This window comes from Paraburkholderia sp. BR10937, from assembly GCF_040965695.1.
GTDB lineage: Bacteria > Pseudomonadota > Gammaproteobacteria > Burkholderiales > Burkholderiaceae > Paraburkholderia.
The window spans coordinates 64,779-90,892 of the sequence record NZ_JBFRCL010000031.1 but is presented as its reverse complement, the minus strand read 5'-3'; the positions used below and the strand labels follow the sequence as shown (position 1 = coordinate 90,892).

The following is a 26,114-nucleotide window of genomic DNA, read 5'->3' as shown; positions in this document are numbered from 1 at the left end:
TTGAGGAGAGTTGAATTCACCATGAAGATATCGTTTGCACGAGCGTCTGCGCGTCCCGATTGCGCCTGTGACGCGGCCACCGCAGCCAGGCCGCGCCGTACTGTCGATTTGCGTGGCGCTACCCTGCCGCTCGTCGCCATCGTGCTGTGGTGGGCATTGAGCGCCTCGCATGTCGTGAAGAGCGGCCTGCTCGTGAGTCCCGCCGATGTGATTCGCACCGCTCACGAACAGATCGGGAGCGGCGCGTTGTTCCGCGCGCTTTCGGCGTCGCTTGCCCGCGAAGCCTGCGGCTTCGCCATCGGCGCAACGGCGGGGTTCCTGCTGGGCGGCGCGCTGGGGCTCTCGCGCATCGCCGCACGCGTCGTGGGGCCGAGCTTCGACACCTTCAAACAGATCTCGCTGTTCGCGTGGATTCCGTTGATTTCCGTATGGTTCGGGCTCGGCGACGCCGCCAAGGTGGTGTTCCTTTCGCTCGCGGCGCTGCTCCCGGTTGCCGCCCATACGTGTGACGGCATTCACGCCGTGCCGCGCCAATACGTCGAACTCGCGCAGGCGTTGCGCTATTCGCGCCTGCAGCTCGTGCGCTACGTATTGTTGCCGGCCGCGTTGCCCTCTATTTTTACGGGCCTCTATCTCGCGCTCATCTATTCGTGGCTGGCCACGCTCGGCGCGGAGTATCTGCTCGTTGCGGGCAGCGGCATCGGCAATCTTCTGATCGACGGCAGCGAGCAGTTCCGCATGGACCTCGTGCTGTTCGGCATCGTCGTCGTGGGCGCGATCGGCTGGGCGCTCAACGCCCTCGCACGGCGCGTGGAGCGAACGGTGCTGGCGCGGCTGCACATCACCGCCCAATGATCCGGATTGCAAATCAATCAACCTGGGAGAAAAACCGATGAGCGCCACTGAACCCGCCGGACTCGACATTCTGCACGTGAGCAAGCGCTACGGCGCGGGCGAGTCCACGCTCGTCGTGCTCGACGACGTGACGCTGCATGTCCGCCCCGGCGAATTCGTGAGCGTGCTCGGCTCGAGCGGATGCGGAAAATCCACCCTGCTGCGCCTGATCGCCGGCCTTGACGCCGGCTATAGCGGCGCGATCATGATGCGCGGCGAACGTGTGGGCGACACCTCGCTCGAGCGCGGCATCGTGTTCCAGGATCATCGGCTGTTTCCCTGGCTCACGGCGGAACAGAACATCCTGGCGGCGCTGCGCAACGCCCCGCTGTCGGCACGCGAAAAGCACGACGCGGTGGCCGAGCACATCGCACTCGTGGGCCTGACGGGCTTCGAGCGGGCATATCCGCATCAGCTCTCGGGGGGCATGGCGCAGCGCGTGGCGATCGCGCGTGGCCTCGTCAATCGCCCGCGCGTGCTGCTGCTCGACGAACCCTTCGGCGCGCTCGACGCTCTCACGCGCAGCCGTCTGCAAAACGAACTGCTGCGCATCTGGGAACGCGAACGCATCACGATGATCCTCGTCACGCACGATGTCGACGAGGCGATCTACCTGGGCGAGCGTGTCGTGACGATGGCGCCGCGACCCGGCCGCATCCGTCGCATCGCCGACGTGGCATTGCCGCGCCCGCGTGACCGCGCGGATCCGCGCTTCGTGCGACTGCGCGACGAGATACTCTCCGACTTCTCCGACGCCACGACACCGCCCGGCGACACGCTTTTGCCCGATACCCCTGCGCAATCTTCAGGTCAATGGCGCATGGCGTGGTAAGCGCGCCGACCGACCGACTGGTCGGTCGCGCGTCCTCCCTCCTCTTGATCCCGGCACCACCGGCGACACCCGGATGTGCCAATTGCGCCCGGCGTGAGAAAATCTCTTCTCGAACGGAAACGCACGACGCGCCAGTGCCTTCGCGGCAGCCCGCTTTCCCGTAATTAGCCGTCTTTTCTACCGGATTATCGACATATCCCGCCGATTCGACGATCGAGCACCTAGGAAACGGCTGTCCGGGGCAACGTGACGCGAAGTTTTCCGATCCATCAGGGGTCGGCTCAGCGTAAACTCCCGCTGTTGCCATTCGATAGTGTCGATTCATGATCAAGAGAGAAACATCCATGCCAGACAACACCCACCCGCACGACGGTCACTCCGAGTCGTGCGGCTGCGACCTGTTACACCTGCTCGACGGCGTGGAAGAATTCACTCATCACGTTTTCCCGGGCAACAAGGAGCTGTTCCACAGCCTCGCCCATAGCCAGGCGCCGCACACGCTCTTCATCACCTGTGCCGACTCGCGCGTTTCGCCGGAAATGATCACGCAGGCCAAGCCCGGCGACCTGTTCGTTTGCCGCAACATCGGCAATATCGTGCCGGCGTATGGCGAAATGCTCGGCGGCGTTTCGGCCGTCGTGGAGTTCGCTGTGCTCGAGCTCAACGTGAAGCAGATCGTGCTGTGCGGCCATACCGATTGCGGCGCGATGAAGGGGCTCGCCTCGGGCGCGGAAGCCACGGCCGACATGCCCACCGTGCACGCGTGGCTGCGCAACGCGGAAGCCGCGCGCAGCGTGGTCAAGACCCGCGGTCTGGACGACGACCAGGTCGTTCAGGCGCTCGTGGAGGAAAACGTCCGCCTGCAACTCACCCACCTGCGCACGCACCCCGCCGTCGCGGCGCGCGTGGCCCAGGGCCAGCTCGAACTGCAGGGCTGGGTCTATGACATCGGCCACGGCAAGGTCACCGTGCTGGACGAAGCACACGGCAAGTTCCTGTCGCTCGGCGAAGCGCGTGCGCGCCTGCGCAAGCGCCTCGAGGAATAATGACCGGGCGCTGACGCGCCCACGCCTTCACGCTGGCTGCCAGGCTCAATTCAGGCCAGCGCCGGGGCGGCGTGAACCGCCGCCCCATCACACCGCCCTTATGCATTCCGCATGAATTGAAGTGCGTCCACAGCGCACTTCACGTCTTGTCGCGCGATTTTCTCAATCTGCGCAATAATTCTTTGCAAATTAGGGGTTTACCCTAGGGCAAAACCCGACTACACTCTCGCCCGTACTACATGCGGCGCCCTGCCGCACAAGAAGAAGAATTCCGGAGGTTGGTCGCTATGCAGCACGTTGCCCCGCCGTCGCATCACCTGTCTCGTCCCGGCTTCAACCGCACTACCGGCGCATTACGCCGTCCCACGCTTCGCTAGTTCAGCGTGCGTGTCCTGCCGTCGCGCACGCGCCGCGGCAGGCGAACTTGAAAGGCCCACTCCGCGTCATCGCCGTTTCACGCCGCCGCTCCCATGGCGGCAAACGGCGCGCGCCCTTGCGCGTATGGACGCCCGGTAATGGGCTTCGCACCCGTCACGGGCCGAGCGCCCGGTTACCGAAGGAGAAGCATCCATGGAGTCCGCGCAGAACCGTCAGTCGAAAGTCGAAGTGAAGTTGTTCCTGCACCCGGAAGATCATTACCGCGCGATGGCCGCCGCGAAAACCCTCAATCTCGCGGAGCGCGAGTTCTTCGCGCTGGCGCTGCATCTGGGCGCGACCCAGATCCTGCGCCAGACCGAAGCGGCTTGACGAAGCCTCACCGGGCGAAGCAACCCGTCACACCGGTGACGGGTTGCGCTCGGCAAAGCCCTCCTGGTGCCAGTAGGGGTAGACAGGCCGCACCGCGCTCGCGGCGTCGAGCTTCGCCACCTGCTCGGGCGTGAGGTTCCAGCCGACCGCGCCGAGGTTCTGGCGCAACTGCGCCTCGTCGCGCGCGCCGATCAGCACCGTCGCGACCGTCGGCCGCTGCAGCAGCCAGTTCAGCGCGATCTGCGGCACGGTCTTGCCGGTTTCCTGCGCGATTCCGTCGATGGCGTCGAGCACGCGAAAGAGGTACTCGTCCGGCACCGGCGGACCCTGCTCCGCCGTCTTGTGCAGACGGCTCTTTTCCGGCAGCGGCTGGCCGCGCCGGATCTTGCCCGTCAAACGCCCCCAGCCCAGCGGGCTCCACACCACCGCGCCCACGCCCTGGTCGAGCCCGAGCGGCATCAACTCCCACTCGTAGTCGCGGCCGATCAGCGAGTAGTACGTCTGGTTCGCGACGTAACGCGGATAGCCGTAGCGCTCGGCCACGGCCAGAGACTTCATCAGATGCCAGCCCGAGAAGTTCGACACGCCCGTGTAGAGAATCTTGCCTGCGCGCACGAGTTCGTCGAGCGTGGACAGCACCTCTTCGGCCGGTGTGCGCGCATCGAATCCATGCAACTGGAACAGGTCGATATGGTCGGTCTGCAGACGCTTGAGCGCCGCGTCGACCGCGCGCTTCAGGTGGAAGCGCGACGAGCCCACGTTATTGGGCTCGTCGTCGAAGCGGAAGGTCGCCTTGGTCGAGATGATCGCCTTGTCGCGGCGCCCCTTGAGCGCTTCGCCGAGCACCGACTCCGACGCGCCGCTCGAATAGATATCGGCCGTGTCGAACATCGTCACACCGGCGTCGAGGCAAATGTCGATGAGCTTGCGCGCTTCGGCGACATCGGTTGCGCCCCAGGCCTCGAAGAACTCGCCTTTGCCGCCGAACGTGCCGGTGCCGAAGCTCAGCACCGGCACCTTCATTCCGGACGCACCCAGAAAACGGTATTCCATTTCCGATCCTCCATTAATCAAGGGGTTGACGATGAGTTGCCGACAGCGGACGAGTCTACGCGTTTCGATTCGGGCTTGCCGCGAAGGCCTCACGGAGAAGACCTCGCAGCGCCGCCGACCGCCGCGCGGCTGTACAGATGTGTTTTCCTAATGAAAACTGTCGCCTTTCGCTGCGGGCTTTGGGCTTCACTATCCGGTCCGCAGTGTTCCGATCGGCACTCTCTCCGCTGCCCGCCCATGCTCCGTACCAGGTCTCGGCGTTCAAGTCCGGCCTGCTGCTGCTCGCGAGCGCACTCGGCAATCTCGGCATGAAGGCGCTCACGACGCGCATTCTCGCCCGGTACGCCGCTCGCCATCGTGTTGATCGTCGTGTTCGTCCACGGCATGGCGCGCTCGGTGCAGTTTTCGACCCTCGCCACGCTGGCCTACGCCGACGTCGCGCAGCCGCAGATGAGCGCGGCCAGCACGCTCTGGAGCGCGGCGGCGCAGATGACCATCGGCCTCGGCATTGCGTTTGGCGCGCTCGCGCTGCGGGTGGCCGCGAACCTGAACGGCGAAACCACGGAACACGTGTTCACGCTCGACGACTTCCGGATCGCCTTTCTCGCGGCCGGCGTGCTCACGCTGGTTTCGGTGCGGGGTTATGCGCAGATGGCGCGCGATGCGGGACAGAGCGTGGGCGGCGGCTCGCGCAGGCAGCGCGCGTAAGTCACGCCGCGCGGCTGGCGACGCGCGCGGTGCAACGACCGTTATTTGGAAAGGCTCGCCCGCACGGTGTATTCGGCTTCCTCGCCCGCTTCGAGCTCATCGGCATGGGCATGCGCCGCGTGGAACTCGTTGGACAGCGGCTCGACCGGATAGCCGTGGCGCTCCCACGCGTCGAGCCCGCCCTTGAGCGCGCGCGCATGATAGATGTGCTTGTTGCGCAACTGATCGACGATGCGCTTGGCCGTCGCCTCGTTCGGGCACACGCAGTACACGACGATCGGACGCCCGATCAGCTCCGGCGAGAGTTCTTCGCTCGATTCGAGATTCAGCGGCCGCGCGCCGGGAATCCGGTAGGCCTCCTTCTCGCGCACGGCATGCGGGCGCGCGTCGAGCACGATGGGCGGCGCGCTCGACTTCATCATCTCGTCGAGTTGATCGGGCGAAATGCGGTGCGTCGCCAGCCAGTGGCGGAACTGCATGCGCCGCAGCCAGCGCCAGGCGAGGAACAGCACGCCGGCCACGGCGAGCACGTCGAAAATCGTCATGCCGTTCGCGCGCACGAACGCCGCGAAGCGGACGATTTCCGCATGCAGCGCCGCGCCGCCGAGCAGCCAGGTGCCCGCCCACAACGCCGCGCCGACCGTGTCCCACAGCAGGAAAACGTGCACCGCCACCGTCGTCGTGCCGAGCAGCGGCGCGGATATCAGGCCGAGCCCCGGCACGAACTTCGCCACGGCGAGAATGGGCGCGCCGTAGCGCTCGAATACGTTGCGCGCGATGCGGATCGTCGTGTCCAGCGACAGCGAAAACCGCACGAGCCCGTTAAGCAGACGCCGCCCGCGCTTGCGGCCCGCGGCGAACCACAGCGAATCCGCGAGCAGCGTGGCGATCACGGCCGCGGCCAGCAGGCTCCCGTAGGATGTCTCGCCGCTCGCCGCCATCGTGCCCGCGAGAATCAGCACCGGCGCGGCCGGCACGGGCACGCCCAGTTGCGTGACGAGTACGCTGAGAAAGACCGCTCCGGCGCCGAAATCGGGTGGAATCGCGGTGGGGAGCGTCAACATTTCGAGATAACCTGCGCGCAGGGATATTCAGGTAAGGAAACATGGCGCGCATACCGCGCCGGCCGAGGGTGGAGATTACCCCAACGTGCCATTCCTTGCTCACGTTGACGCAGGCTCCACGGCGGCATCGGGCGGGCGATCCGGCCCCGCTGCTGGCGCTTTCGCGGCGATGCGAAACGGTGCTAATCTCGTAAAAGTTGCTTCTTCCAGCCGTTTTCCGTCAAGAAACACATGCGTTACTGGCATCTCGATCGACCGAGACAGGCAGGTCAATTCGACCTCTCGCGCGTCACCAGCCTCGTTTCGGCCATCGGCCGCGACGACGCCAATGCGCTCGCCGCCGAAGTGCTGAACATGCTCGGACCGGCGACTTCGGTCACGCAGTGCACCGTGTTCGCCTACGAATTCGGCAACCGGCCGCGCACGGTTTCCGTGGCCGATCATCGCGGCGGGCGCTTTCTGCGCGACGTCGCCGACACCTACGCGCGCCTCTTCTACGCGCTCGACGGCAATCAGCAGATCGTCAGCGGCGGCTCGGCCGACAAACCCGGCTCGTCGCTCGTGCTGCACTGGCAAAGCAGCGCCGACATCGCGCACGACGGTTACCGCACCGCGTGTTACGCCACGCCCAACGTGTCCGACCGGCTCTCGCTGCTGCTGCAGCCGGCCGCCGACATCTGGCTCTCCGTGAACCTGTACCGCGAAAGCGACGCCGGCAATTTTCAGCCGGGCGAAGTGGAGCTGGTCGAATCGCTCGCGCCGCTGATCGGCGAGTCGGCGCGGCATCACTATGCGATTCGCGGCCAGAGCCAGCTCGGCATTCCTCAGATGATGCTCGCGCGCCTGCGCGGACTCTGCCCCACGCTTTCCAAGCGCGAACTCGACGCCCTGCGCGGCGTGCTCGAAGGGCGCAGCGCGGTTGAAATCGCAGAGTGCATGGGCGTGAAGCCCAGCAGTGTGGTGACCTATCAGAAGCGTGCGTATCAGCGGCTGGGCATTTCGAGCCAGCGGCAGCTTTTTGCGCTTTGTCTGGCGACGGATCAGGGCTAACCACCCGCCGCCAGCGCGCGCAGAAAAACGACTGCGCAAAATCTCCCCCCGTAAGCCCCCTGTACCCAAATTGAGGACAGCGGGCCGCGCCTCGCGCTCCATACTGACTTCATCGCCAGCGCCCTGCTCGGGGCAAGCCGGCAAGCACAAGACTTACGTATCGGAGACGCAATCCCCATGAGCGCCGGATTCAAACCCTATCCGTTCGAGGCGAAGCAGTACGCCGCCCGCCTGCCCGAACTCGAAGGCGGCGGCGAGACGCAACGCCACGCCGTGACAATCGTCGGCGGCGGCCCGGTGGGCCTCGCCATCGCGCTCGGCCTCGCGAAGCACGGCGTGCGCTCGGTGCTGATCGAAGCCGACGAATCGGTCTGCTACGGCAGCCGCGCGATCTGCATCTCGCGCCGCAGCCTGGAAATCATCGAGCGCCTCGGCGCGCTCGACGGCTTCCTCGCCAAAGGTCTGCCGTGGACCGGCGGGCGCAGTTTCTATCGCAACGACGAAGTGCTGCACTTCACGATGCCGCAGGACGAAAACCAGAAGCTGCCGCCCATGGTCAACCTCGCGCAGTACCACATCGAACAGTTCCTGCTCGATGCAGCGGAGCGGCACGCCGATCTCATCGACATTCACTGGCGCACGAAAGTGACGGCACTGCAGGACGACGCCCATGGCGCGACGCTCTCGCTCTCCACGCCCGCAGGCGACTACACCGCGCAAACCGACTGGCTCATCGCCGCCGACGGCGGCCGCAGCACGGTGCGCGAGTCGCTCGGCCTGAAGCTTCAGGGCACGAGCTACGAGGGCCGTTATGTGATCGTCGATATCCTGCTCGACAGCGCGCGGCCCACGGAACGGCTCGCCTATTTCGACCCGGCGTCGAATCCCGGCTCGACCGTGCTCGTCCACAAGCAGCCCGACAACGTCTGGCGCATCGACTATCAGCTGCGCGACGGCGAGGACGCGGACGAAGCGATCAAGCCCGAAAACGTCATGCCGCGCGTGCAGAGCCTGCTCGACATGATGGGCGAGACAGCATCGTGGTCGCCGGTCTGGATCACGATCTACAAGGCCAACGCGCTCACGCTCGAGCGCTATCGCCACCGCCGCGTGCTGTTCGCGGGCGACGCGGCGCACCTCGTGCCGATCTTCGGCGTGCGCGGCGCGAACTCGGGCATCGACGACGCCGACAACCTCGCGTGGAAGCTCGCGTATGTGGTGAAAGGCCTCGCGAGCGACGCGTTGCTCGACAGCTACTCGGACGAGCGTGTCTACGCCGCGCACGAAAACCTGAGCTACGGCACCAAGAGCACGGAGTTCATGGCGCCGCCGTCGTTCGCCTTCGATCTGATGCGCACCGCCGTGCTGAGCCTCGCGCGCGAGCACGCCGCCGTGCGCTCGCTGATCAATCCGCGCCAGACTTCGGCCATCGCCTACGCGGCCTCGCCGCTCAACGCGGCCTCCGATGCCTTCGCGAACGGCCCGGCGCCGGGCACGGCGCTGCCCGAATGCCCGCTCACGATCGTCGATCAGGCCGGCGCGCGCGAAGGCCACGTGACCGACTTGATCGCGCCAAGCTTCACGGCGTTCTACTTCAGCGAGGATGGCGCGACGCCCGCCCCGATCGCCGCGCTCGAAACGACGCTGGCCGCCCGCGCTCTGCCGTTCGCGCTGGTGCCGCTCGCACAGCGCCAGCCCGGCGACGCATCACGCCGCAGCGGCTGGGATCGAACGGGACGCCTGTTCCCGATGTACGGCGCCCGGCCCGGCACGCTCTACCTCGTGCGCCCGGACGGCCACGTGCTCGGCCGCTGGCACGGCGAAGCCGGCACCGCCGCCAAGCAGGCGCTCGCCGCCCTCGACCACGCGCTGTGCGCCTGAGCGCTGGCGGATACACCTAAAGATGGAGAAAGCCATGACCGACAGCGAACTCGACGCCGTCTACACGCAGCTGTGCAAGACCATGACCAATCTGGGCGAAGCCAACGGCCCGCTCTTTCTCGCGCGCTTCGCGCTGCTCGCGATCGAGCGGATCGGCAACGCGCAAACCTGCCTCGAGTTGATCGACGCCGCAGGCAAGAACGTTTCCGCAGCGGTGCCGGAATGAGGGAACGCGCGGTGCGCCTCAGCTCTGCGTCGACTGCACGAGCCGCGCCAGGCGCGAGCGGTTGCTGACGCCGAGTTTCTGAAACGAACGATCGAGATGGGTGCGCACGGTCGTATAGGAAATGCCTAGCCGCTCGGCGATCTCCTTGTCGAGCAGCCCTTCCACCACGAGCGCGACCACGTCGCGCTCGCGCCGCGTCAGGCGGTTGATTGCTTCGTTATCCGCAGTGCAGGTGTCGCCGCCCGGCGGCGGCAGAACCTGCCCCGTCTGCGCGCGCGAGCGCGCCAGCGCAGCGATGAAAGCCGGGCGCACCAGATCGAACAGCACCAGTTCCCGATCGGACAAGTGCTCGCGTCGCTTGCCGCGCCCAATGCGCAGATGATCGAGATGCTCTTCGCCCGACCAGACGAACAGGTCCGCGCCCGCATGCAGGCCATCCGCGCGCAGCAGTTCGAGCAGGCGCCGCCCCACCTCGAGTCGCAAGGCGCCCTCGGGCAAGATATGGTCGGCCAGCAGCTTGAAGACGTCGGCGATCAACGCGAGTTCGCGGTTCGTCAAGTCCATGCTCGGGTGCGATGAAAAGTGGGCGCGCGCCTCGCTTGCGCGGCGGCGCAAACGTCAGAGCCTGGTGACCTCGCCTGACGGATTCAATATGCAGCGCGACTCTGAAGCGTGAAGCGGAAATGCCGAAAAGAAAATGGGGCGGCAAATGCCGCCCCAAGAAAAACACACGCCGGCAAAGGGCTGTCTTCCGCCGGAGGTTGCATAGTACGCGATGAACAGCGGAGCGGCATCCCCAAATTTGAGGACAAACGCTCATGTCATGCAAACATTTGCCGCCTCATGCCGGCTTGCCGATGCGAAAGGGTTGGCGTTCATGCGCGGCGCATCGTTTCGCATGGCGTCGCGGTTTTACTGGATCAGACGCGACACGCCACGGCCGCGCGGATCGGAAACCGCGTCGGGCGTATCGCCGTTGATCCGGATCGCCTGAATGTCGCCGTTGAAGTTCTGCGCCTTCAGCACGTAGCCCTTCGCCTCGACCTGCTTGGCGAGTTCGCCGTCGATCGGCGCATACGGCTCCCAGAAAATCGTGTTGGGCGGCAGCAACTGATGGTGGAAGCGCATGGCCGCCACCGAGTCCTTCAACGGCATGTCGAAGTCATAGTTGTTGTTGATGACCTGGAACACCGACGTGAAGATGCGCGAGCCGCCCGGCGTACCGATCACGAGCGCCACCTTGCCGTCCTTCGTGAGGATGGTCGGCGTCATCGACGAAAGCGGACGCTTCTTCGGCGCAATTGCGTTCGCGTCGCTGCCCACCACGCCGAACATGTTCGGCACGCCGGGCTTGGACGCGAAATCGTCCATCTCGTCGTTGAGCACGATGCCGGCGCCCGGCACGACCACGCCCGAACCGAAGTAGCCGTTGATCGTGTACGTGTTCGAGACGGCGTTGCCCCACTTGTCGACCACCGAGAAGTGCGTCGTTTCCGCCTTCTCAGGCATCGAGGTGCCGAGGCCCGGCTGCACGCTCCTGGTGTCGGATGGCTTGTCGGGATCGACTTCGGCGGCGCGCTTCGCGAGGTACGCGTCGTCGGTGAGCTGCGCGACCGGCACCTTGTAGAAGTCGGGGTCGCCGAGATATTGCGCGCGATCCGCGAACACGCGTTTCTCGATCTCCGAGATCAGGTGGATGTACTGCGGCGAATTGAGCGGCACGTCCTTGAATTGCGGCGCCAGCATCGACTTCATCTTGAGCAGCTGCACGAGGCCCACGCCACCCGAACTCGGGGGCGGCGCAGTGATGATCTCGTAGCCGTTCCACTTCGCCTCCACGGGCTGGCGCCACACTGCCTTGTACTCCTGCAGGTCGCGCTTCGTGATGAGGCCGTGGCCCTTCATCGAGGCGGCGATCAGGTCCGCGGTCTTGCCGTCGTAGAAGTCCTTCGCGCCCTGGTTCGCAATGCGCGTGAGCACGTTGGCGAGATCGGGCTGCTTGAACGTCACGCCCTCCTTCAGGTTGCCGAAGTAGTCGTCGAAATTGGTCTTGTCGGCGAAGTCCTTTTCGGCGGCCTCACGGCGCTTCGCGAGCTGCTCGTCCACCACGAAGCCGTCGCGCGCGTATTTGATCGCCGGCGCGAGCACCTGCTTCCATGGCAGCCGGCCGAAGCGCTTCTGCGCTTCCCACATGCCCTCGACCGTCCCAGGCACGCCCACGGCGTCGTAGCCGTAGAGGCTCTTGCCCGGGATCACGTTGCCCTTGTCGTCGAGGTACATCGTGCGCGTGGCGGCGAGCGGCGCGCGTTCGCGATAGTCGAGGAAGTACGGCTTGCCGTTCACGTAGAGCGTCATGAACCCGCCGCCGCCGATGTTGCCGGCTTCGGGGTACGTCACGGCGAGCGAGAAGGCGATGGCGACCGCCGCGTCGACGGCGTTGCCGCCCTCCTTGAAGATCTGCTCGGCGGCGTCGGCCGCGTACTTGTCGGCAACGGCCACGGCCGATGCATTGAGGACCGCAGGGCGTTGCTGCGTATCCTTCGCAAAGGCCGGCGTGGCTTCGAGGAAGCCCGTGGACAAGGCGGATAGCGAAAGCAGTGCGAGAGCGGCAGCGGAAATTTTCGTTCTTTCAACCAGCTTCATCGAGTTCACCCCATGATTCGGTTTGTTGGCCTACCGGAAACCTGCCTTGGCCTTATAGCACGCCAGGCTAACGATTGCGATCCGGCGATCCGCTGATTCCGCTGCCGTGCAAGACGGCGTCTTTCTGGACTGGATCAGGCCTTGCCTCGCCGCCCGCGCGCAATTTCTTCGCCCGCATTCGCGGGCAAACGCATCGTCACCGGAATGGACGCCACCGAAAAGAGCCCGACCACGAGAAACGCGGGCCAGAAATCGGACCAGACGATGGCCGGATGCCCTTGCACCCGATGCGAAATCTGCAGTACGAGGCCCGCGATCGTCACGCCGAGGCCGAGCGACACCTGCTGGATCACGCTTGCCACGCTCGTGGCGCGGCCGATGTCGCGCGTCGGAATATCGGCATAGGCGAGCGAATTGAGGCCGGTGAATTGCAGCGAAGGAAAGATCCCGCCCGCGAGCACGATGACCCAGATGAGCCACACGGGCATGCCAGGCGAAAACGAGCCGCATATCGCGATGGCCGTGCCCGCGAGCACCGCGTTGACCATCAGCGTGCGGCGAAAGCCAAAGCGCCCGAGCACGCGCGAGACGATCGCCTTCATGAAGATCGAGCCGAACGCCGAAGCGCAGGTGATGGCGCCTGAAGCGAACGCCGTCATGCCGAGCCCTTCCTGCAGCGTGAGCGGTAACAAAAATGGCACGGCACCGAGCCCGATGCGAAACAGCGACCCGCCCGCCACGCTCGCATTGAACGTGGGGATGCGCAGAAATTTCAGATCGAGCACGGGCCGCTCGACACGTTGCGCATACAACCAATACGCCGCCAGCAACAACGCGCCGATCACGCACATCGTCACCGCGGTGCCGGTGGCGACGATCTCGCCGCCCACGAGCGAGAGGCCGAGCATGAACAGCGACGCCCCACCCGCGGAGAGCACGAAGCCGGCCCAGTCGAGCCGCCCCGGATGCTCCTCGTGCATGTTCTCGATGTGCCGGTTCGCGAGCCAGATGCCGAGCACGCCAATCGGAATGTTGATGAAGAAAATCAGCCGCCAGTGCAGATACGTGGTGATGAAGCCGCCGAGCGGCGGCCCCACGACTGGCCCGAGCAGCGCGGGCACCGTGAGATAGTTGACCGCGCGAATGAAGTCCGATTTGGGCAGCGAGCGGAAGATGATGATCCGGCCCACCGGCACCATCATCGCGCCGCCGATGCCCTGCACGAAGCGCGCGGCCACGAACATCTCGAGCGAGCGCGAAGCCGCGCACAACAGCGACCCGGCCATGAAGATGCCGATGGCAGTGCGAAACACATTGCGCGAGCCGAAGCGATCGGCCACCCAGCCGCAGATCGGGATGAACACGCCCAGGCCGATCACGTAGCTCGTGACGGCCAGCTTGAGTGTGATGGGGTCCTGGCCGAGATCGCGGGCCAGTGCGGGGAGCGCGGTGACGATGACCGTCCCGTCCACGTTCTCCATGAACATCGAGCACGCGACAATGAGCGGAACGATGAAGGTGCCGAGGGCTAATGGCATGGGCAGGAACGACGATCAGCGCGGCTGATGGCGTAAAGCTGCCATTATGGCCCTTGTTGCGGAAAACGGGAACCCGGCAACAGATGAAGCGGCGCGCTTTGTGTGTGCGCCACGCAGCAAACGCGCGCGCAAAAGCAAAAGCCGCGAAGCCCGCCTCCGCCTTCAAGCGGAGACAGACCTCGCGGCCTGATTCAAGCAATCAGCGTCGGGCAATCCGCGCAGATGCGCTTTAGATAGCGGCCTGCTTCACGCGGCTCACCACGGGACGCAGTTGCGGCAGCACCTGCTCCGCGGCGCGCGTGACGTCGTTGGGGAAGTCGATCTCGATCCACGGCGCGCCGGTCACGTCCGCCGTTTCGAATTCGCTGCCGCGTTCGAGCAGCAGGTCGCGCAGCGCTTCTTCGTGCGGCAGGTTCGCGCGGCCCGTATCGACGTAGCCTTCGACGATCTGCGCAAAGCGGCGCGCCGTCGCTTCGTTGAGGCGGAAGAAACCCACCGACTCGCCGATCGTGTCGTATTGCAGACCGACCGCCAGCTGCTTGCGCAGTTCGACGGGCACGCCGTTGCGCAGGCACAGCTTCACGGGCTCGTCGCCGGATTCGAAGTCGCGGTCGATCAGGAGACGGTTGGCCGGCGCCTCGCCCGCCACGAGCGGTGCGAACACGCGTTCGTCGTAGAGCACGTCGGCGTCCATGAGCAGCACGTCGCCGCCGCGCGTGAGCGCTTCTGCCGTGCGATGCACCGTGAGCACGCTGCCCAGGTCGAAGCGCGGATTCATCACGACCTCGACCTTGTGCGGCCAGTTGATGCGCTTGAGTTCGGCCTCGACCAGCTCAGGCTGGAAACCGAGCGCAAGCACGACTTCCGTGACACCCGCCTCTTCCAGAAATTGCAGATGGCGTTCGAGCAGCGTCACGCCCTCGAACTGCAGCAGACATTTCGGAAACTGTTCTCCAGCGGGTTGCTGAAGGCGCAGGCCGAGGCCTGCCGCGAGAATGATGGCGCGCATGCGCAAACGTTCCTTGGAAGAAAAAGGTCAATCGGCGACTTCGACAGCGGGGACGCGCAAGGCGCGCCGGCGTTGCCAGCTACGTTCGCTGAAATGCAGATACAGAAGGCCCGGCAAGCCGAGCAGGATTTCTCGCGCGCGCTTGGCAAGCGAGAGCGCGAGCGCCGCCTCGGGCGGCAGGCCGACGAGCGGCGCGAGCAGCAGATAACCGCCCTCTTGCACGCCCAGCGAGCCAGGAATGGCGAAGGCCGCACCGCGAATCGCCTGGCCGATGCTCTCGAGCAGCAGTGCATCGATCCAGCCTACGGGATGGCCGAGAAAGCGCAGCGCGAGCCACACTTCCACCGTGCCCACGAGCCAGCCCGCGAGGCTCAGCGCGAAGCTGGCCGCCACGCGGCCGCGCAGGGCATAAAGCGATGTGACGGCTTCGTCGATGGCGTCGGCGCGCGTGGCGAGCGCCGACCAGTCGCGCTTGCCGAACACTTTCGATGCGAGGCGCAGCAGGCGGCCGAACAGACCGCGGCGCTGCGCGACATAAAACAGCGCGATCAGGCCGCCGAGCACGGCGGTCGCGATCAGCGCGGCGACGCCGAGGTCGCGCGGCGCGCCATTCGCGGCGTAGGCCGAAAAAAGCACGATGCCGAATACGGCGAAGACGATCTGCGCGACGGCTTGCAGCGTCGTGCTCACGGTGATGGCCGCAGCCGCATTGCGCATCGACATGCCGCGTTGCCCGAGCTGGCGCACCATCGCCACGGGGCCGCCGATCTGGCCCGCGGGCAACAGGCTGTTGACCGATTCGCCGGTCCACCGCGCGAGCAGTGCATCGCGCTGATCGACGCGCTCGTCCTTGCCGAAGAGCACGGCGATCGCGCCCGCGTCGAGTGCGAGCGGCACGACGTGGAACGCCGCGACGAGGACGAGGCCCCAGCCGGCGGCCGCGAGCGCGCCCGTTACCGAGCCGAGCCCCTGCCAGGCGAGCAGCGCAATGAAGAGCGCCGTGCCGATCGACAGCAGCAGGATGGCTGCGCGGCTCACGCCTTGCCCCCCAACGCCTTGCGGAACACCTGGCGGAAACCGAAGTACGCGATGGCGTCCTTCATGTTCGAAATGAAACGCCGCCACGGGCGCATGTTCGGGTTCGTCACATATTCGAGCGTGAGCGACACACGCACTTCGCCTTCGAGGCTCGGCGTGACGCGATGGCGAAGCTTGTCGCCGTCGAACACGATGAGCGCGCCCGGCGGGTACTGCACCGAGCCCGGTTCATCCGCCTTGTTCGGGTCTTTCGTGTGCAGCTCGTAGTCGAGCTTGCACGACGACTCGTCGATTACGCCGAGCAGCACCGTATAGCGGCGGCCGTCGTAATACGATGTGTCGTAATGCCAGCCGATGTGATCGCCGGCGCGCGTGTAGTAATAGAGCGCGTAAGCGTGCGGGTCGTCTTCGGGCGAGAGCTGCAGGCGGTCGCCCGTGATCTTTTCGAGCCATGCGATGAGTTGCGGCGAGCGGTAAAGCTCGGCGATGTACGGCGCGAGGCGGTCGATGGTGTGACGGCTCACGCTGCCACCCGCTTTATGGCCCGGCAGATAGTTGCGGTTGACTTCGGGAAGCAGTGCGTTGGCCGCGTCGATCAACTGCTGCGTGGCGTCGGCGGGCAGAAAATCGGTGAGATACAGGAACGAGCCCTGGCTCTGGTAGTCGTCGCGCAGGCGCACGGTGTTCAGCGGTTGCAGCGCGCGGCCGATCGCGGCGTCCGGCCCGCCGGCCGCCGCACGCGAGGCGCGGGCTGGCGCGGAGACGGGCGCCGCTACGACCTGTTCTTGTTCTGCCTGCAAGCTCATCGGCTGCTCCACACCTGGCGGGTTTCCTTGGCGGGGCGCAGGCGGCGCGTCACGCGCACATAGTCGAGCACCACCCAGATGGCGAACAACGACGCCCCGATCGAAGCCGCGATGATGAACGGCGACACGACGCCCGTCAGCGTGACAAGGGGTAGCAGATAGAGCACGTCCTCGGTCTCGAAGCCGCCGGCGAACGCCTGCTGGGTGCCCGCCTTGCCGGCCATTTCCTCGATGCGCATGCGCAGGAAAAAGATCACGGCGACCGCGACGCCCGCGATGCCGCCGAGCACGGCCGGCGGTACTCGCCATTCGGTGCCGGAGTGGGCGGCCACGACGCCGAGGCCGTAGCCCATGCCGAGGAACAGCAGGACGGTGACGAGAGCGTCCGCCGCGAGATCGTAGAAATGCCCGATACGGCTGGTTTTGCCGCTGATACGCGCCAGTTCGCCGTCGGTATGATCAACAAAATTCGACAGAACGATCAGAAATGCACCAATATTGACGTGCAGAAAATCTCCGCGCGCCAGATAAAAACCGCCGACAACGCCAATCAGGAGCCGCAGCGTGGTCAGATGATTCGGGGTAACGCGTGTGGGTACCAGCGGAGTGACGAGCCAGCGCGCCGCGCGGGCGTCCCACGTGCGCGGCAGCGGCACCGCTTTCGGAGCCGTTTTTACAGGTTTATCTTTTTCGGTCATAACCGCGCAATATATACGCCTTCCAGAAATCTTGCAGGTATTCCGACGTTCGTCCCACTTTTTGCTTGTGGTTCTGTAAGGCAAAGCGCCAGACCGGCTTCCGCGGCGCCGCAAGCGGAATCGCGCGAACACGCGTAGAGTGCAACCCTTCGCGCCAGCCCGGGCGTTTTGCGCCCGCCGCAATCCGGCCCCGGCGCACGCACTTTCGCCATTCACGTAATGAAACGCTTTACCTTTGCCGCCCTTTTCCTCGCTGTCCTGACGCTTCTCGCCGGCAACGCCCACGCCGCCGCCATCGACGATTCACTGACTTGTAGCGAGTCCGCACACGACTTCATCTCGGGGCTGATCACGCAAAACCTGATCGATCCGAAGCCCATGAAGGTCGAAAGCAATTCGATCAACGCGTTCTGGCCCGCGCACGGCCAGCGCATGACCGCCTATGGCTTCAGCGTCTTCGCCATCGTGGGTTTCCAGAAGGACGACCCGCTCTTCAAGACCGGCGACGGCACGCCCATCGCCCCTTCCGCCTACGGGGCCGTCGTGGTCAGCACCCAGGCCAGGGTGCAGGCAGCCCTCACGGCGGCAGGCAATAACGCCATCGTCCACCATGCCGGACCGCTATTGACTGCGATCTTCTGCAAGCAGGAGTAAGCGGGCAGGCTTTGAGATTTACTCGATGCGCCCGAAGCCGCCTTCGGCCCAGGCTTCGGCGCGCGCTTTCGTGAGCTTGAAGTTCGGCGCGACGCGCGCCTGAGCGAGCTGCTCGCCGAACGCGTCGATCGCGCTGACGAGCGCGTAGGGCTCGTACTCGTCGGGAACGATGTCGAGCGTCACGTCCACGTCGCCCTCGGCGGTCTGCACGCTCACGCGCTTGTGCAAGAGCGCGCGCAATTGCTGCTCGTGCCGGCGCAGCACCTCCGAAGCGGTCTTCACGAGCGTGTTGAACGCCGACGTATCGAGCGGCTTGGGATTCTTCTTGTCACGGCCCATGGTCCACGGGCCGACGAGTGCAGGTTCCGGCTCTCCATCCTTGATCATTTCGACGGCCCAGCCGTCGTCGTCTTCGTTCTTGATCACGCGCGCGGTCCAGCCGTCCTTGCGCCACAGGCGCGGTTCCTGGATCACCTCGGCTTCGGCTGCGAGGTCATCGGCGGGGAAATCGGGATCGGTTGCGGGTGAGGAATCGGTCATGGCGGGGCTTTCATCGGGTTCTGCGCGGGACTTGCCCGTCGCGGGGCAAGGGCAAGATTCTACCCGGATCGCGTCGCGCGTCGGGCGCCACGTCTTTCTATCCAGCCGTCCCGGATTATCCCGCCATCAAAGCGGAATATCCGACAGCGACTGTAATCATTCCATTTTCCGCAACGCACCATTCCGCCCCGCGCATTAATTTAAAATGATTTTGCGCAGGCAAAAAAAACGCGGCCCGAGAGCCGCGTAAAAACAGATGAAAAAAGACCACCCTTGGTCGAGGGCTGAAGAAATTGTACCTCCGCGCTATGCATGTGTTCAGTCCATGATCTGGAACAGTACCTTTCACCAAACGACAAGAATCGCGCTTGAAAAGGCGTTGAATTCGCGCTATGCGAGCCGCTGCGCGGGTTTGCCGCATCGTCGCAGGTGCACAACAGATTATCCAGACGGACCATTTTGTCGCAGTAGATAATCCAATAGAAAAACGCTTTATATGCAGTCACTTACAGTGATTAATGCCGATCACGAAATGAGATGAATGCATTGTTGCGTCAATTTACGTAAATACATCGAATACCGGGCCTACACTTCGTTGCGAATCATCCGGGCACGAAATCGATTTTCAGAATATTCGGCCTGAGATTCCCCAAGTTCTGACCGGAGAAAAACATGAAAAAAGCACTCATTGCTGCAGGCGTCCTCAGTGCATTTGCCATCAGCGCCCATGCACAAAGCAGCGTCACCCTTTACGGCTCGCTCGACGCCGGCATCGTCTACGCGAACAACGTCGGCGGCCACAGCCTGTGGGCTCAGGGCAGCGGCGCCCTCTCGAACAACTACTTCGGCTTTCGCGGAGCCGAAGACCTGGGCGGCGGCCTGAAGGCGATCTTCACCCTCGAGAGCGGCTTCAATCTCAACAACGGCGGCTACAAGAACGGCGACAGCGGCTTCAACCGCCAGGCCTGGGTCGGCCTGCAGAGCGACCGGTTCGGCACGCTCACGCTCGGCCGGCAGTACGACTCGATGGTCGACTACCTCTCGCCGCTCTCGGAAGCCGGCGCGGGCTACGGCAACAATCTCGCGGGCCACCCATTCGACAACGACAACCTCGCCCAAAGCTATTCGATCAAGAACTCGGTCAAGTACGCCAGCGCAAACTACGCGGGCCTCCAGTTCGGCGGCCTGTACGGCTTCAGCAACGACGCGAACGGCTTCGCGAATGGCCGCGCGTGGAGCGTGGGCGCATCGTATGGCAACGGCCCGCTGAACTTCGCAGCCGCCTACTCGCAACAGAACAACTCCGGCGGCCTCGGCGCCGCGAACAGCGCGGCCTCGGCCGACCAGAACATCTCGGCGCGGCTGCAGCGCTCGTTTGGCGCGGGCGTGAACTACACCTACGGCCCGGCACAAGTTGGCTTCGTGTGGACACACTCGCAGATCGATGGCATGCAGAGTCTCTCGAGTGGCGGCAGCGCGCCGCTGCCGGGCCTCTCGGGCCTGAACCTGCACGTCGACAACTACGAGATCAACGGCGCTTACCATCTGACGCCCGCCCTCGCGTTCGTCGGCTCCTACACGTTCACCGACGGCACGGTCACGGGCAACGGCGGCAACAACAGCCCGAAGTGGCACACAGTGCTGGTTGGCACCGACTACTCGTTGAGCAAGCGCACGGACGTCTATCTCGCCGGCGTCTATCAGCACGCTTCGGGCTCGCTCGGCTATAACGCCGACGGCTCGGGCATCGCGAATGTCGCTGCGATCAATACGCTCTCGCCTTCTTCGACGAACAACCAGGTGGCCGCGACAGTCGGTTTGCGTCACCGCTTCTGATCGCTCGGGGTTGGGGAAACCCGGCGCGATCCGCCACGCTGCCTTGCCTTTGCGAAACGCACATGCGCCACAAGCGCATGTGCGTTTTTTCCTGTTACCTGTTGCATCTTTTTACGTCTGCGTGGGCCTTGATTCAGATCAGCGTGCGTATACTTATTGGCACAATCCGCTGCTTCGATATTGTCACGTCGCCTATGAAAACGCTCACGCAACGACTCCTCGCCGCGACTCCGCTCGCGCTCATCGCCGCTTGTGGATCGACACCGCCGTCCGGAACTGCTTCGAACGGCGAACCGATGATCTACGCTTCGTCGGCGCGTTCGGCATCGTCGGTCGCGAGCTGCCTCGAAGACCGCCTGCCGCACGTGCACAGTTCGCGCGACGGCAATACGACCGAACTGAGCGTGGGCTCGCGCTCGGACGCGTCGTACTTCGTCACGCTCACGCCGAACGGCCACGGCTCGGTCATTCGCGTCACGCACGGCGCTTCCGCGTCGAACGATCCGCCCGAAGAAGAACTGCGCTTCGACGTAGCACGCTGCACGACCTGACGCGCGAACGGCTGGCGCGTGCACCGCACGCGCCACACGACGTTCCGCATGTCGCCCGCGTGTCACCCCTGTCATAACGGCGACACATCTGCGAAGATTGCGCCCCCTTCGACTTCGCAATACACCGCTTCATGGCATCAGGCACCGCACATCACGCCACGGGTTGGGCCGCCGGCGTCATCGCCGCCGCAATCGTCACGCATCAGGGCGCCGATAGCGCCTGGCATCTCTACGCCGCACTCGCGTTCGCGGCGGGTGTCGCGGGCGGATCGGCGCCCGACTGGCTGGAGGTCGCATGGTGGCGCAAGAAGCGGCGCCTCTGGATCACGCATCGCACGTTCACGCACTGGGGCATCGGCTGGATCGCGTTGCTCGTGTGGTCGTATCACAAACTCGGGCACCTGCCCCTCGCAGCGCCCGCGTTCGGCTTCGCTTGCGGAGGCGTGATCCACCTGTTCGCGGACTGGCCCAATCCGCTCGGTGTGCCGTGGATCTTTCAACGACATTCGCTGAACTGGTGGCGCAGCGGGCGTTGCGACCTGATCGTCGTCGCCGCGTCATGGGTGGCCGCGTGGTTTTTCGCCGTGCATGGCGTGCCGCACGACTGGTCGCTCGCGCCGTTGCGACGGCTCGTCTGATTGGTCAGGTTTCCCTGATAACAGGTGCAGGCATGCTGGTAGTCATGCAGCCGATGAAGCGTCGATTGACAATCGTCGGAACTGATCAGGCGCCACATCGCCATTAATCAGGCAACGTTTATTATCGTATTAACCTAAATCAAAATAAAAACGGCGCCCTTTAAAGGGCGCCGCTCCTAAATCGCGTCATGCGGTAATCAGGTGTTCTCTTCGCACTCCGCGCGGCCCATGCGGTAGCCGACGATCAGCCCGGCGTCATAGGCCGACTCCAGCGCGCGGCCAATATCCTCCGCGCTCACGAGGTGTGCGTCGGCGGTCGGCTTCCCGGTCAGTTCGAAGCTCTCGATTCCGAGCGTTCTTCGCGAGATAGCCAGCAACAATTCGAGTCGTTCGTCATGCATTTTGCGCTCTCCACTTGATCTATATCATCTGATTACAATGATAAATATCAAAATCCGTGAGAGCCGCGGCGCATGGACGCATATTGAGGCCTTGCTCTAATATCAAATCCAGGGAATCTTTAAAATTTGTTAAAACATCGACGGATTAATTTTTTAAAATCGTTAATTCGAATCGTTTTAATTCACCGTTGAACAGGGCGTCGATGCGTGACGGCTCGCCCCATACCGCCGAGCCAACGTCGCAGACCGGCCGGCCAGGCGAGGTCAGCGTTTCGCGCGGGCAACCGTTTGATATGATCGGTAAGACATCGCGGGGCCCAACCAGGGCTTTTCGTCAGCATTCGAACGTAGCCCATGGATTCCACGCTCACCCCATCCGCCAGCACGGCGACCACCGACCTCGGCCGCCGCGTGCGCGCCGCGCGCGTCGCTCAGGACCTGACGCTCGATACGGCCAGCCGCCTGTGCGGCGTCTCGCGCTCGACCCTGTCGAAAGTCGAAAACGGCCTCATGTCGCCGACCTTCGACGTGCTGCAAAAGATCGTCGGCGGGCTCAGAATCGACCTGGCCGAGCTGTTCGGCACCCCGCCCAGGCTCAATGCCGGCGGCCGCCGCGCGCTCGCGCGCAACGGCGCAGGTCAGCGCCACGCCTATCGCGGCTATCAGATGGAGTTGCTCGCCACCGATCTCGCGCACAAGGCGATGCTGCCGTTTCGCATCCGCATCACCGCGCATTCGCTCGACGCGTTCGACGACTGGGGCCGCCACGAAGGCGAAGAGTTTCTCTACGTGATCAGCGGCAGCGTGTGCCTGTATTCGGAGCTATACGCGCCCACCTATCTGGAAGCCGGCGACAGCCTCTACTTCGACAGCCGCACCGGCCACGCGGCCATTTCGACGAGCGAGGAAGACGCCGAAGTGCTGTGGATGGCCACGAGCGCGCGCCTGCCCGGCGTCGCGCCGGAAGCGTCGGCAACCTCGAAGTCGCGCGCCAGGACGAAGCTCACGGCCGGCTGAATCCGGCGCGCAGTGTGGGTCCGCGGGAACCGTGAAGCCTCACCCCCCGGCGTCGGGCGAACGCTTGCCAGCGGAAGGGTTGGCGGTACGTGCACGCCGCGTCCGCGGCGCCGCTGAGCCATCCGGCCGCACGTCGCGCTCGCGCGCCGCACGCCGCACGGCCTCGATGAGCGCGCGACCGGCAGGCGTGGGTTGGGTATCGGTACGCTGAATCACCCCCACCGGCTCTTCGCCGCCCGCGGAAGGCAACGGCAACCGCACCAGCGTCCCGCGCCGCAGGTCGTACTCGACGGCGCCGGCGGGCACGAACCACACCGCGTCGTTCTGGAGCGCGAGCGCGCGCCCCACGGAAACCGACAGCAACTCGACGAACGCCGACAGCGGCGGCGCGCCCCAGGCGGCAAGCAGACTGTCCGCCGCCTGGCGGATCAACGTGCCGAACGGCGGCAACACGAGCGGAAACGAGGCGAGTTGCGCCGGCAACCCCGCCCCCTGCTCGAGCGGATGCCCCGCGCGCACCACCACGGCGAGCGGCTCGTTGTACAGCTGCTCGAAGCTCAGGCCCACCATGCGCTCGGGGTCGGCCAGACGGCCCACCGCGAAGCTGATCGCGCCTGTCTTCAGCCGCTCGAGCAGTTCGGTGTTGGCCCCCGTCACCAGCCGCACGCTCACGCGCGGCCATTCCTCGCCGAAGTGGCGCAATGCGCCGGGCAGCAACGCCGTCGCCACAGTCGGCAGCACGCCGATATCGAGCGTCGCGGCCACCGCGCCTTCGTCGCGCGCGAGCAAGGCCACGCCCTGGCGCAGCGCGCTCATGCAGGCGCTCGCGTGCGGCATGAAAAGCTGCCCCTCGCGCGTGGGCACCGCACCGTGCCGGCCGCGCTCGAACAACTTGACGCCCAGCACGAGTTCCAGCTCGGCGATCGTCTTCGACACGGCGGGCTGCGTGACCGAAAGACTCTCGGCGGCCTGCTGCACGCTGCCCATCTGCGCTACGGCAAGAAAACACTGGAGATGGCGGAATTTGACGCGTCCGTCCGCGAGCCGGTTTTGCATAACGGTTCGTTATATGATCTGCGAAAAAACATCATTTTGCATAACTTTTCGCTTTGGATAAAGTGGCGGCATCGGGTCGCACCGCCAACCGTTGCCGGCGCCAGGCCCCTTCCCCCAATAGTCCAACCCAGGAGACACCCCATGGACGAGTCCATCCTGTCGCCGCGCGACTTCGACTCGCACCCCGCGTATGTTTATCCGCCGTACCGTTCGTCGGTCAAACGCGGCCCCACGCTCCCGCTCATCCCCCTGAAGGAAAAACTGCGCAACCAGCACGCGCCCGTGTACGGCACCGACGACCTCGGTGCGCTCGATCACGACCTCACGCGCAACGCGGCCAGGAATGGCGCGCCGCTCGGCGAGCGCATCGTCGTGACGGGGCGCGTGCTCGACGAAGGCGGCAAGCCGGTGCGCAACACGCTCGTCGAAATCTGGCAGGCCAACGCCGCCGGCCGCTATGTCCACAAGCAGGACCAGCACGACGCGCCGCTCGATCCCAACTTCCTCGGCGCCGGCCGCGCGATCACCGATCACGACGGCCGCTATCGTTTCCTCACGATCAAGCCGGGCGCCTACCCCTGGGGCAATCACCCGAACGCGTGGCGTCCGAATCACATCCACTTCTCGCTGTTCGGCGACTACTTCGGCTCGCGTCTCGTCACGCAGATGTATTTCCCCGGCGACCCGCTGCTCGCGTTCGACCCGATCTATCAGGGCACGCCCGAAGACGCACGCGAGCGCATGATTTCGCGCTTCTCGCTCGACACCACCGAAGAAGGCTACGCACTCGGCTACGAATTCGACATCGTGCTGCGCGGCCCGAACCAAACCCCCACGGAGCGTTGAACCATGGCACTCAAGGAAACGCCTTCGCAAACGGTCGGGCCGTACTTCGCTTACGGCCTGTGTCCGCAGCAATACGACTTCGATTTCAAGAGCCTCTTCACAGCCAACGTGGTTGGACCTGAAACGCCGGGCGAGCACATCACGCTGATCGGCCGCGTGATCGACGGCGACGGCAACGCTGTGTTCGACGCGATGCTCGAGTTTTCGCAGGTCGACGCAAACGGCCGCTATCCCGCTTCGCGCGAGGAAATTGCCAAAGACGGCTTCCGCGGTTTTGCACGCGTGGGCACGGGCACGGACGCGCAGCACCGCTTCATCGTGCACACCGTGAAGCCGGGCGTGGAGAACGCCGGCGAAGCGCCGCATCTGAACGTGATCGTGATGATGCGCGGGATGCTCACGCACACCTTCACGCGCATCTACTTCGAAGACGAAGCCGCAGCCAACGCCGCAGACCCGGTGCTTTCAGCCGTGCCCGCCGCGCGCCGCGACACGCTGATCGCGCGCCGTAGCGAGCAGGCCGGCAGCATCGTCTACACGTTCGACATCCGCATGCAGGGCGAACAGGAAACGGTGTTCTTCGATCTTTGATGCATCGATGCATACGCGAGACGGATCGTGCGGACTTTCACGCGGCTTTCATGAACTGGCCCTATGATCGTGACGCTGCGATCTGATCGCGGAACTCCGAGCTGTACCTTGTGAAGCCTGCCATGCGCAGGCTTCTTTTTTTGCGGTGCGCCCGCGGCTCGCTGCACGCTCAGCCGAGCGGCCGCACGCCGATCAGCACGCCATGCAGCCAGAAGGCGAACACGGCCCAGACGACGAGCCCGACCACGACGACGATCGCATCGCGCGACACCTCTCCCGGCGGATAGACCACCCCGGCCTCGCGATCGCGCCGGTTCTCGCCTCGCAGCTCGAACAACGCCCAGATGAGAAAAACCCCGAAGAGAATGATGTCGTTGAGCGTGCCGTTCGCGAGCAGATGCGCGAACGCCCAAAGCGCGACGCCGCTCACGAACGGCTGGCCGACCGCGCGCTTGAAGTGATTGCCCGGCACATAGGCCGCGACGATCAGGATGAAGGCAATGGCGGTGAGGAGTGCCGTGACATGCGCCATCCAGAACGGCGGCAGCCAGATCGGCACGGGATAGCGGCGTGACAGACCGTAGCCATAGACGATCAGCACGAAGCCCAGAATGGAGAGCAACGCAAACGCGCCTCGCCAGGCACGCGGACCCAGGCGCTCGATCTGCGCGGCGCGCCAGGGCCCTGCCACGATGCGGATCGAATGGACACCAATGAAAATCACGAGGCCCAGCACGAGTATCGCCATGAC

At 64.8% G+C, this 26,114-nt stretch carries 27 protein-coding genes and 1 pseudogene; 15 read left to right on the top strand and 13 right to left on the bottom strand.

The features are described from left to right. Nucleotides 1-21 precede the first annotated feature (21 nt). The 4 genes from AB4Y44_RS24730 to AB4Y44_RS24715 all read left to right on the top strand — a co-directional run bounded on the left by AB4Y44_RS24730 (nt 22) and on the right by AB4Y44_RS24715 (nt 3,519). Entirely contained in the window at nt 22-855 is an 834-nt protein-coding gene (locus AB4Y44_RS24730; RefSeq protein WP_368701148.1) for an ABC transporter permease, read from the top strand. A 37-nt stretch (nt 856-892) separates the two neighbouring features. Then, on the top strand, nt 893-1,726 hold the full coding sequence (locus AB4Y44_RS24725) for an ABC transporter ATP-binding protein (protein WP_342923804.1): 834 nt from the start codon (nt 893-895) through the stop codon (nt 1,724-1,726). A gap of 344 nt (nt 1,727-2,070) precedes the next feature. Next, on the top strand, nt 2,071-2,772 hold the full coding sequence (locus AB4Y44_RS24720) for a carbonic anhydrase (protein WP_342923805.1): 702 nt from the start codon (nt 2,071-2,073) through the stop codon (nt 2,770-2,772). 570 nt (nt 2,773-3,342) lie between these two features. Further along, nucleotides 3,343-3,519 (top strand): hypothetical protein, encoded by a 177-nt coding sequence (locus tag AB4Y44_RS24715; RefSeq protein ID WP_154677984.1) that lies wholly within the window; start codon nt 3,343-3,345, stop codon nt 3,517-3,519. Nucleotides 3,520-3,546: 27 nt separating this feature from the next. Here AB4Y44_RS24715 and AB4Y44_RS24710 read toward each other — a convergent pair whose 3' ends face one another. Continuing rightward, nucleotides 3,547-4,572 carry an aldo/keto reductase gene (locus AB4Y44_RS24710; protein WP_342923806.1) on the bottom strand — a complete coding sequence of 342 codons (1,026 nt, stop codon included), beginning with the start codon at nt 4,570-4,572 and terminating at the stop codon, nt 3,547-3,549. A 245-nt stretch (nt 4,573-4,817) separates the two neighbouring features. Between AB4Y44_RS24710 and AB4Y44_RS24705 the strand changes: the two are divergent. Beyond that, nucleotides 4,818-5,280, top strand: a pseudogene (locus AB4Y44_RS24705) (MFS transporter); the annotation flags it as partial. 41 nt (nt 5,281-5,321) lie between these two features. Here the strand turns inward: AB4Y44_RS24705 and AB4Y44_RS24700 are convergent. Then, nucleotides 5,322-6,344 (bottom strand): VTT domain-containing protein, encoded by a 1,023-nt coding sequence (locus AB4Y44_RS24700; RefSeq protein WP_368701147.1) that lies wholly within the window; start codon nt 6,342-6,344, stop codon nt 5,322-5,324. Between the two features lie 231 nt (nt 6,345-6,575). Between AB4Y44_RS24700 and AB4Y44_RS24695 the strand changes: the two genes are divergently transcribed. The 3 genes from AB4Y44_RS24695 to AB4Y44_RS24685 all read left to right on the top strand — a co-directional run bounded on the left by AB4Y44_RS24695 (nt 6,576) and on the right by AB4Y44_RS24685 (nt 9,501). Then, nucleotides 6,576-7,394 carry a helix-turn-helix transcriptional regulator gene (locus AB4Y44_RS24695; protein WP_368701146.1) on the top strand — a complete coding sequence of 273 codons (819 nt, stop codon included), beginning with the start codon at nt 6,576-6,578 and terminating at the stop codon, nt 7,392-7,394. Nucleotides 7,395-7,571: 177 nt separating this feature from the next. Next, entirely contained in the window at nt 7,572-9,275 is a 1,704-nt protein-coding gene (locus tag AB4Y44_RS24690) for an FAD-dependent oxidoreductase (RefSeq protein ID WP_368701145.1), read from the top strand. A 34-nt stretch (nt 9,276-9,309) separates the two neighbouring features. Next, nucleotides 9,310-9,501, top strand: a complete 192-nt coding sequence (locus AB4Y44_RS24685) for a hypothetical protein (protein ID WP_342923810.1) — start codon at nt 9,310-9,312, stop codon at nt 9,499-9,501. Nucleotides 9,502-9,519: 18 nt separating this feature from the next. On the opposite strand, the gene AB4Y44_RS24680 is transcribed toward AB4Y44_RS24685, so the two are convergent. The 7 genes from AB4Y44_RS24680 to AB4Y44_RS24650 form a co-directional block, all read right to left on the bottom strand. Further along, nucleotides 9,520-10,065, bottom strand: coding sequence for a LuxR C-terminal-related transcriptional regulator (locus AB4Y44_RS24680; RefSeq protein WP_368701144.1), 546 nt, complete (start codon nt 10,063-10,065; stop codon nt 9,520-9,522). Nucleotides 10,066-10,413: 348 nt separating this feature from the next. After that, the gene (gene ggt, locus AB4Y44_RS24675) at nt 10,414-12,144 is read right to left on the bottom strand and encodes a gamma-glutamyltransferase (protein ID WP_368701143.1); all 1,731 of its coding nucleotides are present in this window, start codon (nt 12,142-12,144) and stop codon (nt 10,414-10,416) included. Between the two features lie 134 nt (nt 12,145-12,278). Continuing rightward, a complete protein-coding gene (locus tag AB4Y44_RS24670) occupies nt 12,279-13,682 on the bottom strand; it encodes an MFS transporter (RefSeq protein ID WP_342923813.1) in 1,404 nt (467 codons plus the stop codon). A 229-nt stretch (nt 13,683-13,911) separates the two neighbouring features. Continuing rightward, nucleotides 13,912-14,691, bottom strand: a complete 780-nt coding sequence (locus tag AB4Y44_RS24665) for a phosphocholine cytidylyltransferase family protein (RefSeq protein WP_342923814.1) — start codon at nt 14,689-14,691, stop codon at nt 13,912-13,914. Between the two features lie 27 nt (nt 14,692-14,718). Beyond that, entirely contained in the window at nt 14,719-15,729 is a 1,011-nt protein-coding gene (locus tag AB4Y44_RS24660; RefSeq protein WP_342923815.1) for a flippase-like domain-containing protein, read from the bottom strand. Next, complete coding sequence (locus AB4Y44_RS24655) at nt 15,726-16,535, bottom strand: 2OG-Fe(II) oxygenase (protein WP_368701142.1); 810 nt, start codon at nt 16,533-16,535, stop codon at nt 15,726-15,728. Before AB4Y44_RS24655 ends, AB4Y44_RS24660 begins: the two co-directional genes overlap by 4 nt. Then, nucleotides 16,532-17,233, bottom strand: a complete 702-nt coding sequence (locus AB4Y44_RS24650; RefSeq protein ID WP_342923817.1) for a CDP-alcohol phosphatidyltransferase family protein — start codon at nt 17,231-17,233, stop codon at nt 16,532-16,534. Before AB4Y44_RS24650 ends, AB4Y44_RS24655 begins: the two co-directional genes overlap by 4 nt. 219 nt (nt 17,234-17,452) lie before the next feature. Here AB4Y44_RS24650 and AB4Y44_RS24645 point away from each other — a divergent pair, with 219 nt between their 5' ends. Next, nucleotides 17,453-17,887, top strand: a complete 435-nt coding sequence (locus tag AB4Y44_RS24645) for a hypothetical protein (protein ID WP_368701141.1) — start codon at nt 17,453-17,455, stop codon at nt 17,885-17,887. Between the two features lie 18 nt (nt 17,888-17,905). Here the strand turns inward: AB4Y44_RS24645 and AB4Y44_RS24640 are convergent, their stop codons facing one another. Further along, complete coding sequence (locus tag AB4Y44_RS24640) at nt 17,906-18,427, bottom strand: hypothetical protein (protein ID WP_368701140.1); 522 nt, start codon at nt 18,425-18,427, stop codon at nt 17,906-17,908. Between the two features lie 672 nt (nt 18,428-19,099). Between AB4Y44_RS24640 and AB4Y44_RS24635 the strand changes: the two genes are divergently transcribed. The 3 genes from AB4Y44_RS24635 to AB4Y44_RS24625 all read left to right on the top strand — a co-directional run bounded on the left by AB4Y44_RS24635 (nt 19,100) and on the right by AB4Y44_RS24625 (nt 21,452). Next, entirely contained in the window at nt 19,100-20,263 is a 1,164-nt protein-coding gene (locus tag AB4Y44_RS24635) for a porin (protein ID WP_342923820.1), read from the top strand. A gap of 296 nt (nt 20,264-20,559) precedes the next feature. Next, the gene (locus tag AB4Y44_RS24630; protein WP_256094947.1) at nt 20,560-20,814 is read left to right on the top strand and encodes a sugar ABC transporter ATPase; all 255 of its coding nucleotides are present in this window, start codon (nt 20,560-20,562) and stop codon (nt 20,812-20,814) included. 131 nt (nt 20,815-20,945) lie between these two features. Continuing rightward, nucleotides 20,946-21,452 carry a metal-dependent hydrolase gene (locus tag AB4Y44_RS24625; protein ID WP_028205038.1) on the top strand — a complete coding sequence of 169 codons (507 nt, stop codon included), beginning with the start codon at nt 20,946-20,948 and terminating at the stop codon, nt 21,450-21,452. Between the two features lie 197 nt (nt 21,453-21,649). On the opposite strand, the gene AB4Y44_RS24620 is transcribed toward AB4Y44_RS24625, so the two are convergent. Beyond that, nucleotides 21,650-21,853 (bottom strand): hypothetical protein, encoded by a 204-nt coding sequence (locus AB4Y44_RS24620; RefSeq protein ID WP_342923822.1) that lies wholly within the window; start codon nt 21,851-21,853, stop codon nt 21,650-21,652. 354 nt (nt 21,854-22,207) lie between these two features. Between AB4Y44_RS24620 and AB4Y44_RS24615 the strand changes: the two genes are divergently transcribed. Continuing rightward, the gene (locus AB4Y44_RS24615; protein ID WP_368701139.1) at nt 22,208-22,870 is read left to right on the top strand and encodes a helix-turn-helix domain-containing protein; all 663 of its coding nucleotides are present in this window, start codon (nt 22,208-22,210) and stop codon (nt 22,868-22,870) included. A gap of 39 nt (nt 22,871-22,909) precedes the next feature. Here AB4Y44_RS24615 and pcaQ read toward each other — a convergent pair whose 3' ends face one another. Beyond that, nucleotides 22,910-23,926 (bottom strand): pca operon transcription factor PcaQ, encoded by a 1,017-nt coding sequence (gene pcaQ, locus AB4Y44_RS24610; RefSeq protein ID WP_342923824.1) that lies wholly within the window; start codon nt 23,924-23,926, stop codon nt 22,910-22,912. Nucleotides 23,927-24,067: 141 nt separating this feature from the next. Between pcaQ and pcaH the strand changes: the two genes are divergently transcribed. Together pcaH and pcaG are read left to right on the top strand one after the other, a co-directional pair. Next, the gene (gene pcaH, locus AB4Y44_RS24605; RefSeq protein WP_368701138.1) at nt 24,068-24,772 is read left to right on the top strand and encodes a protocatechuate 3,4-dioxygenase subunit beta; all 705 of its coding nucleotides are present in this window, start codon (nt 24,068-24,070) and stop codon (nt 24,770-24,772) included. Between the two features lie 3 nt (nt 24,773-24,775). Further along, nucleotides 24,776-25,363 (top strand): protocatechuate 3,4-dioxygenase subunit alpha, encoded by a 588-nt coding sequence (gene pcaG / locus AB4Y44_RS24600; RefSeq protein ID WP_368701137.1) that lies wholly within the window; start codon nt 24,776-24,778, stop codon nt 25,361-25,363. Nucleotides 25,364-25,532: 169 nt separating this feature from the next. Here pcaG and AB4Y44_RS24595 read toward each other — a convergent pair whose 3' ends face one another. Continuing rightward, nucleotides 25,533-26,111: an NnrU family protein gene (locus AB4Y44_RS24595; protein WP_342923827.1), complete on the bottom strand. Its 579-nt coding sequence runs from the start codon at nt 26,109-26,111 to the stop codon at nt 25,533-25,535. Nucleotides 26,112-26,114: the final 3 nt, after the last annotated feature.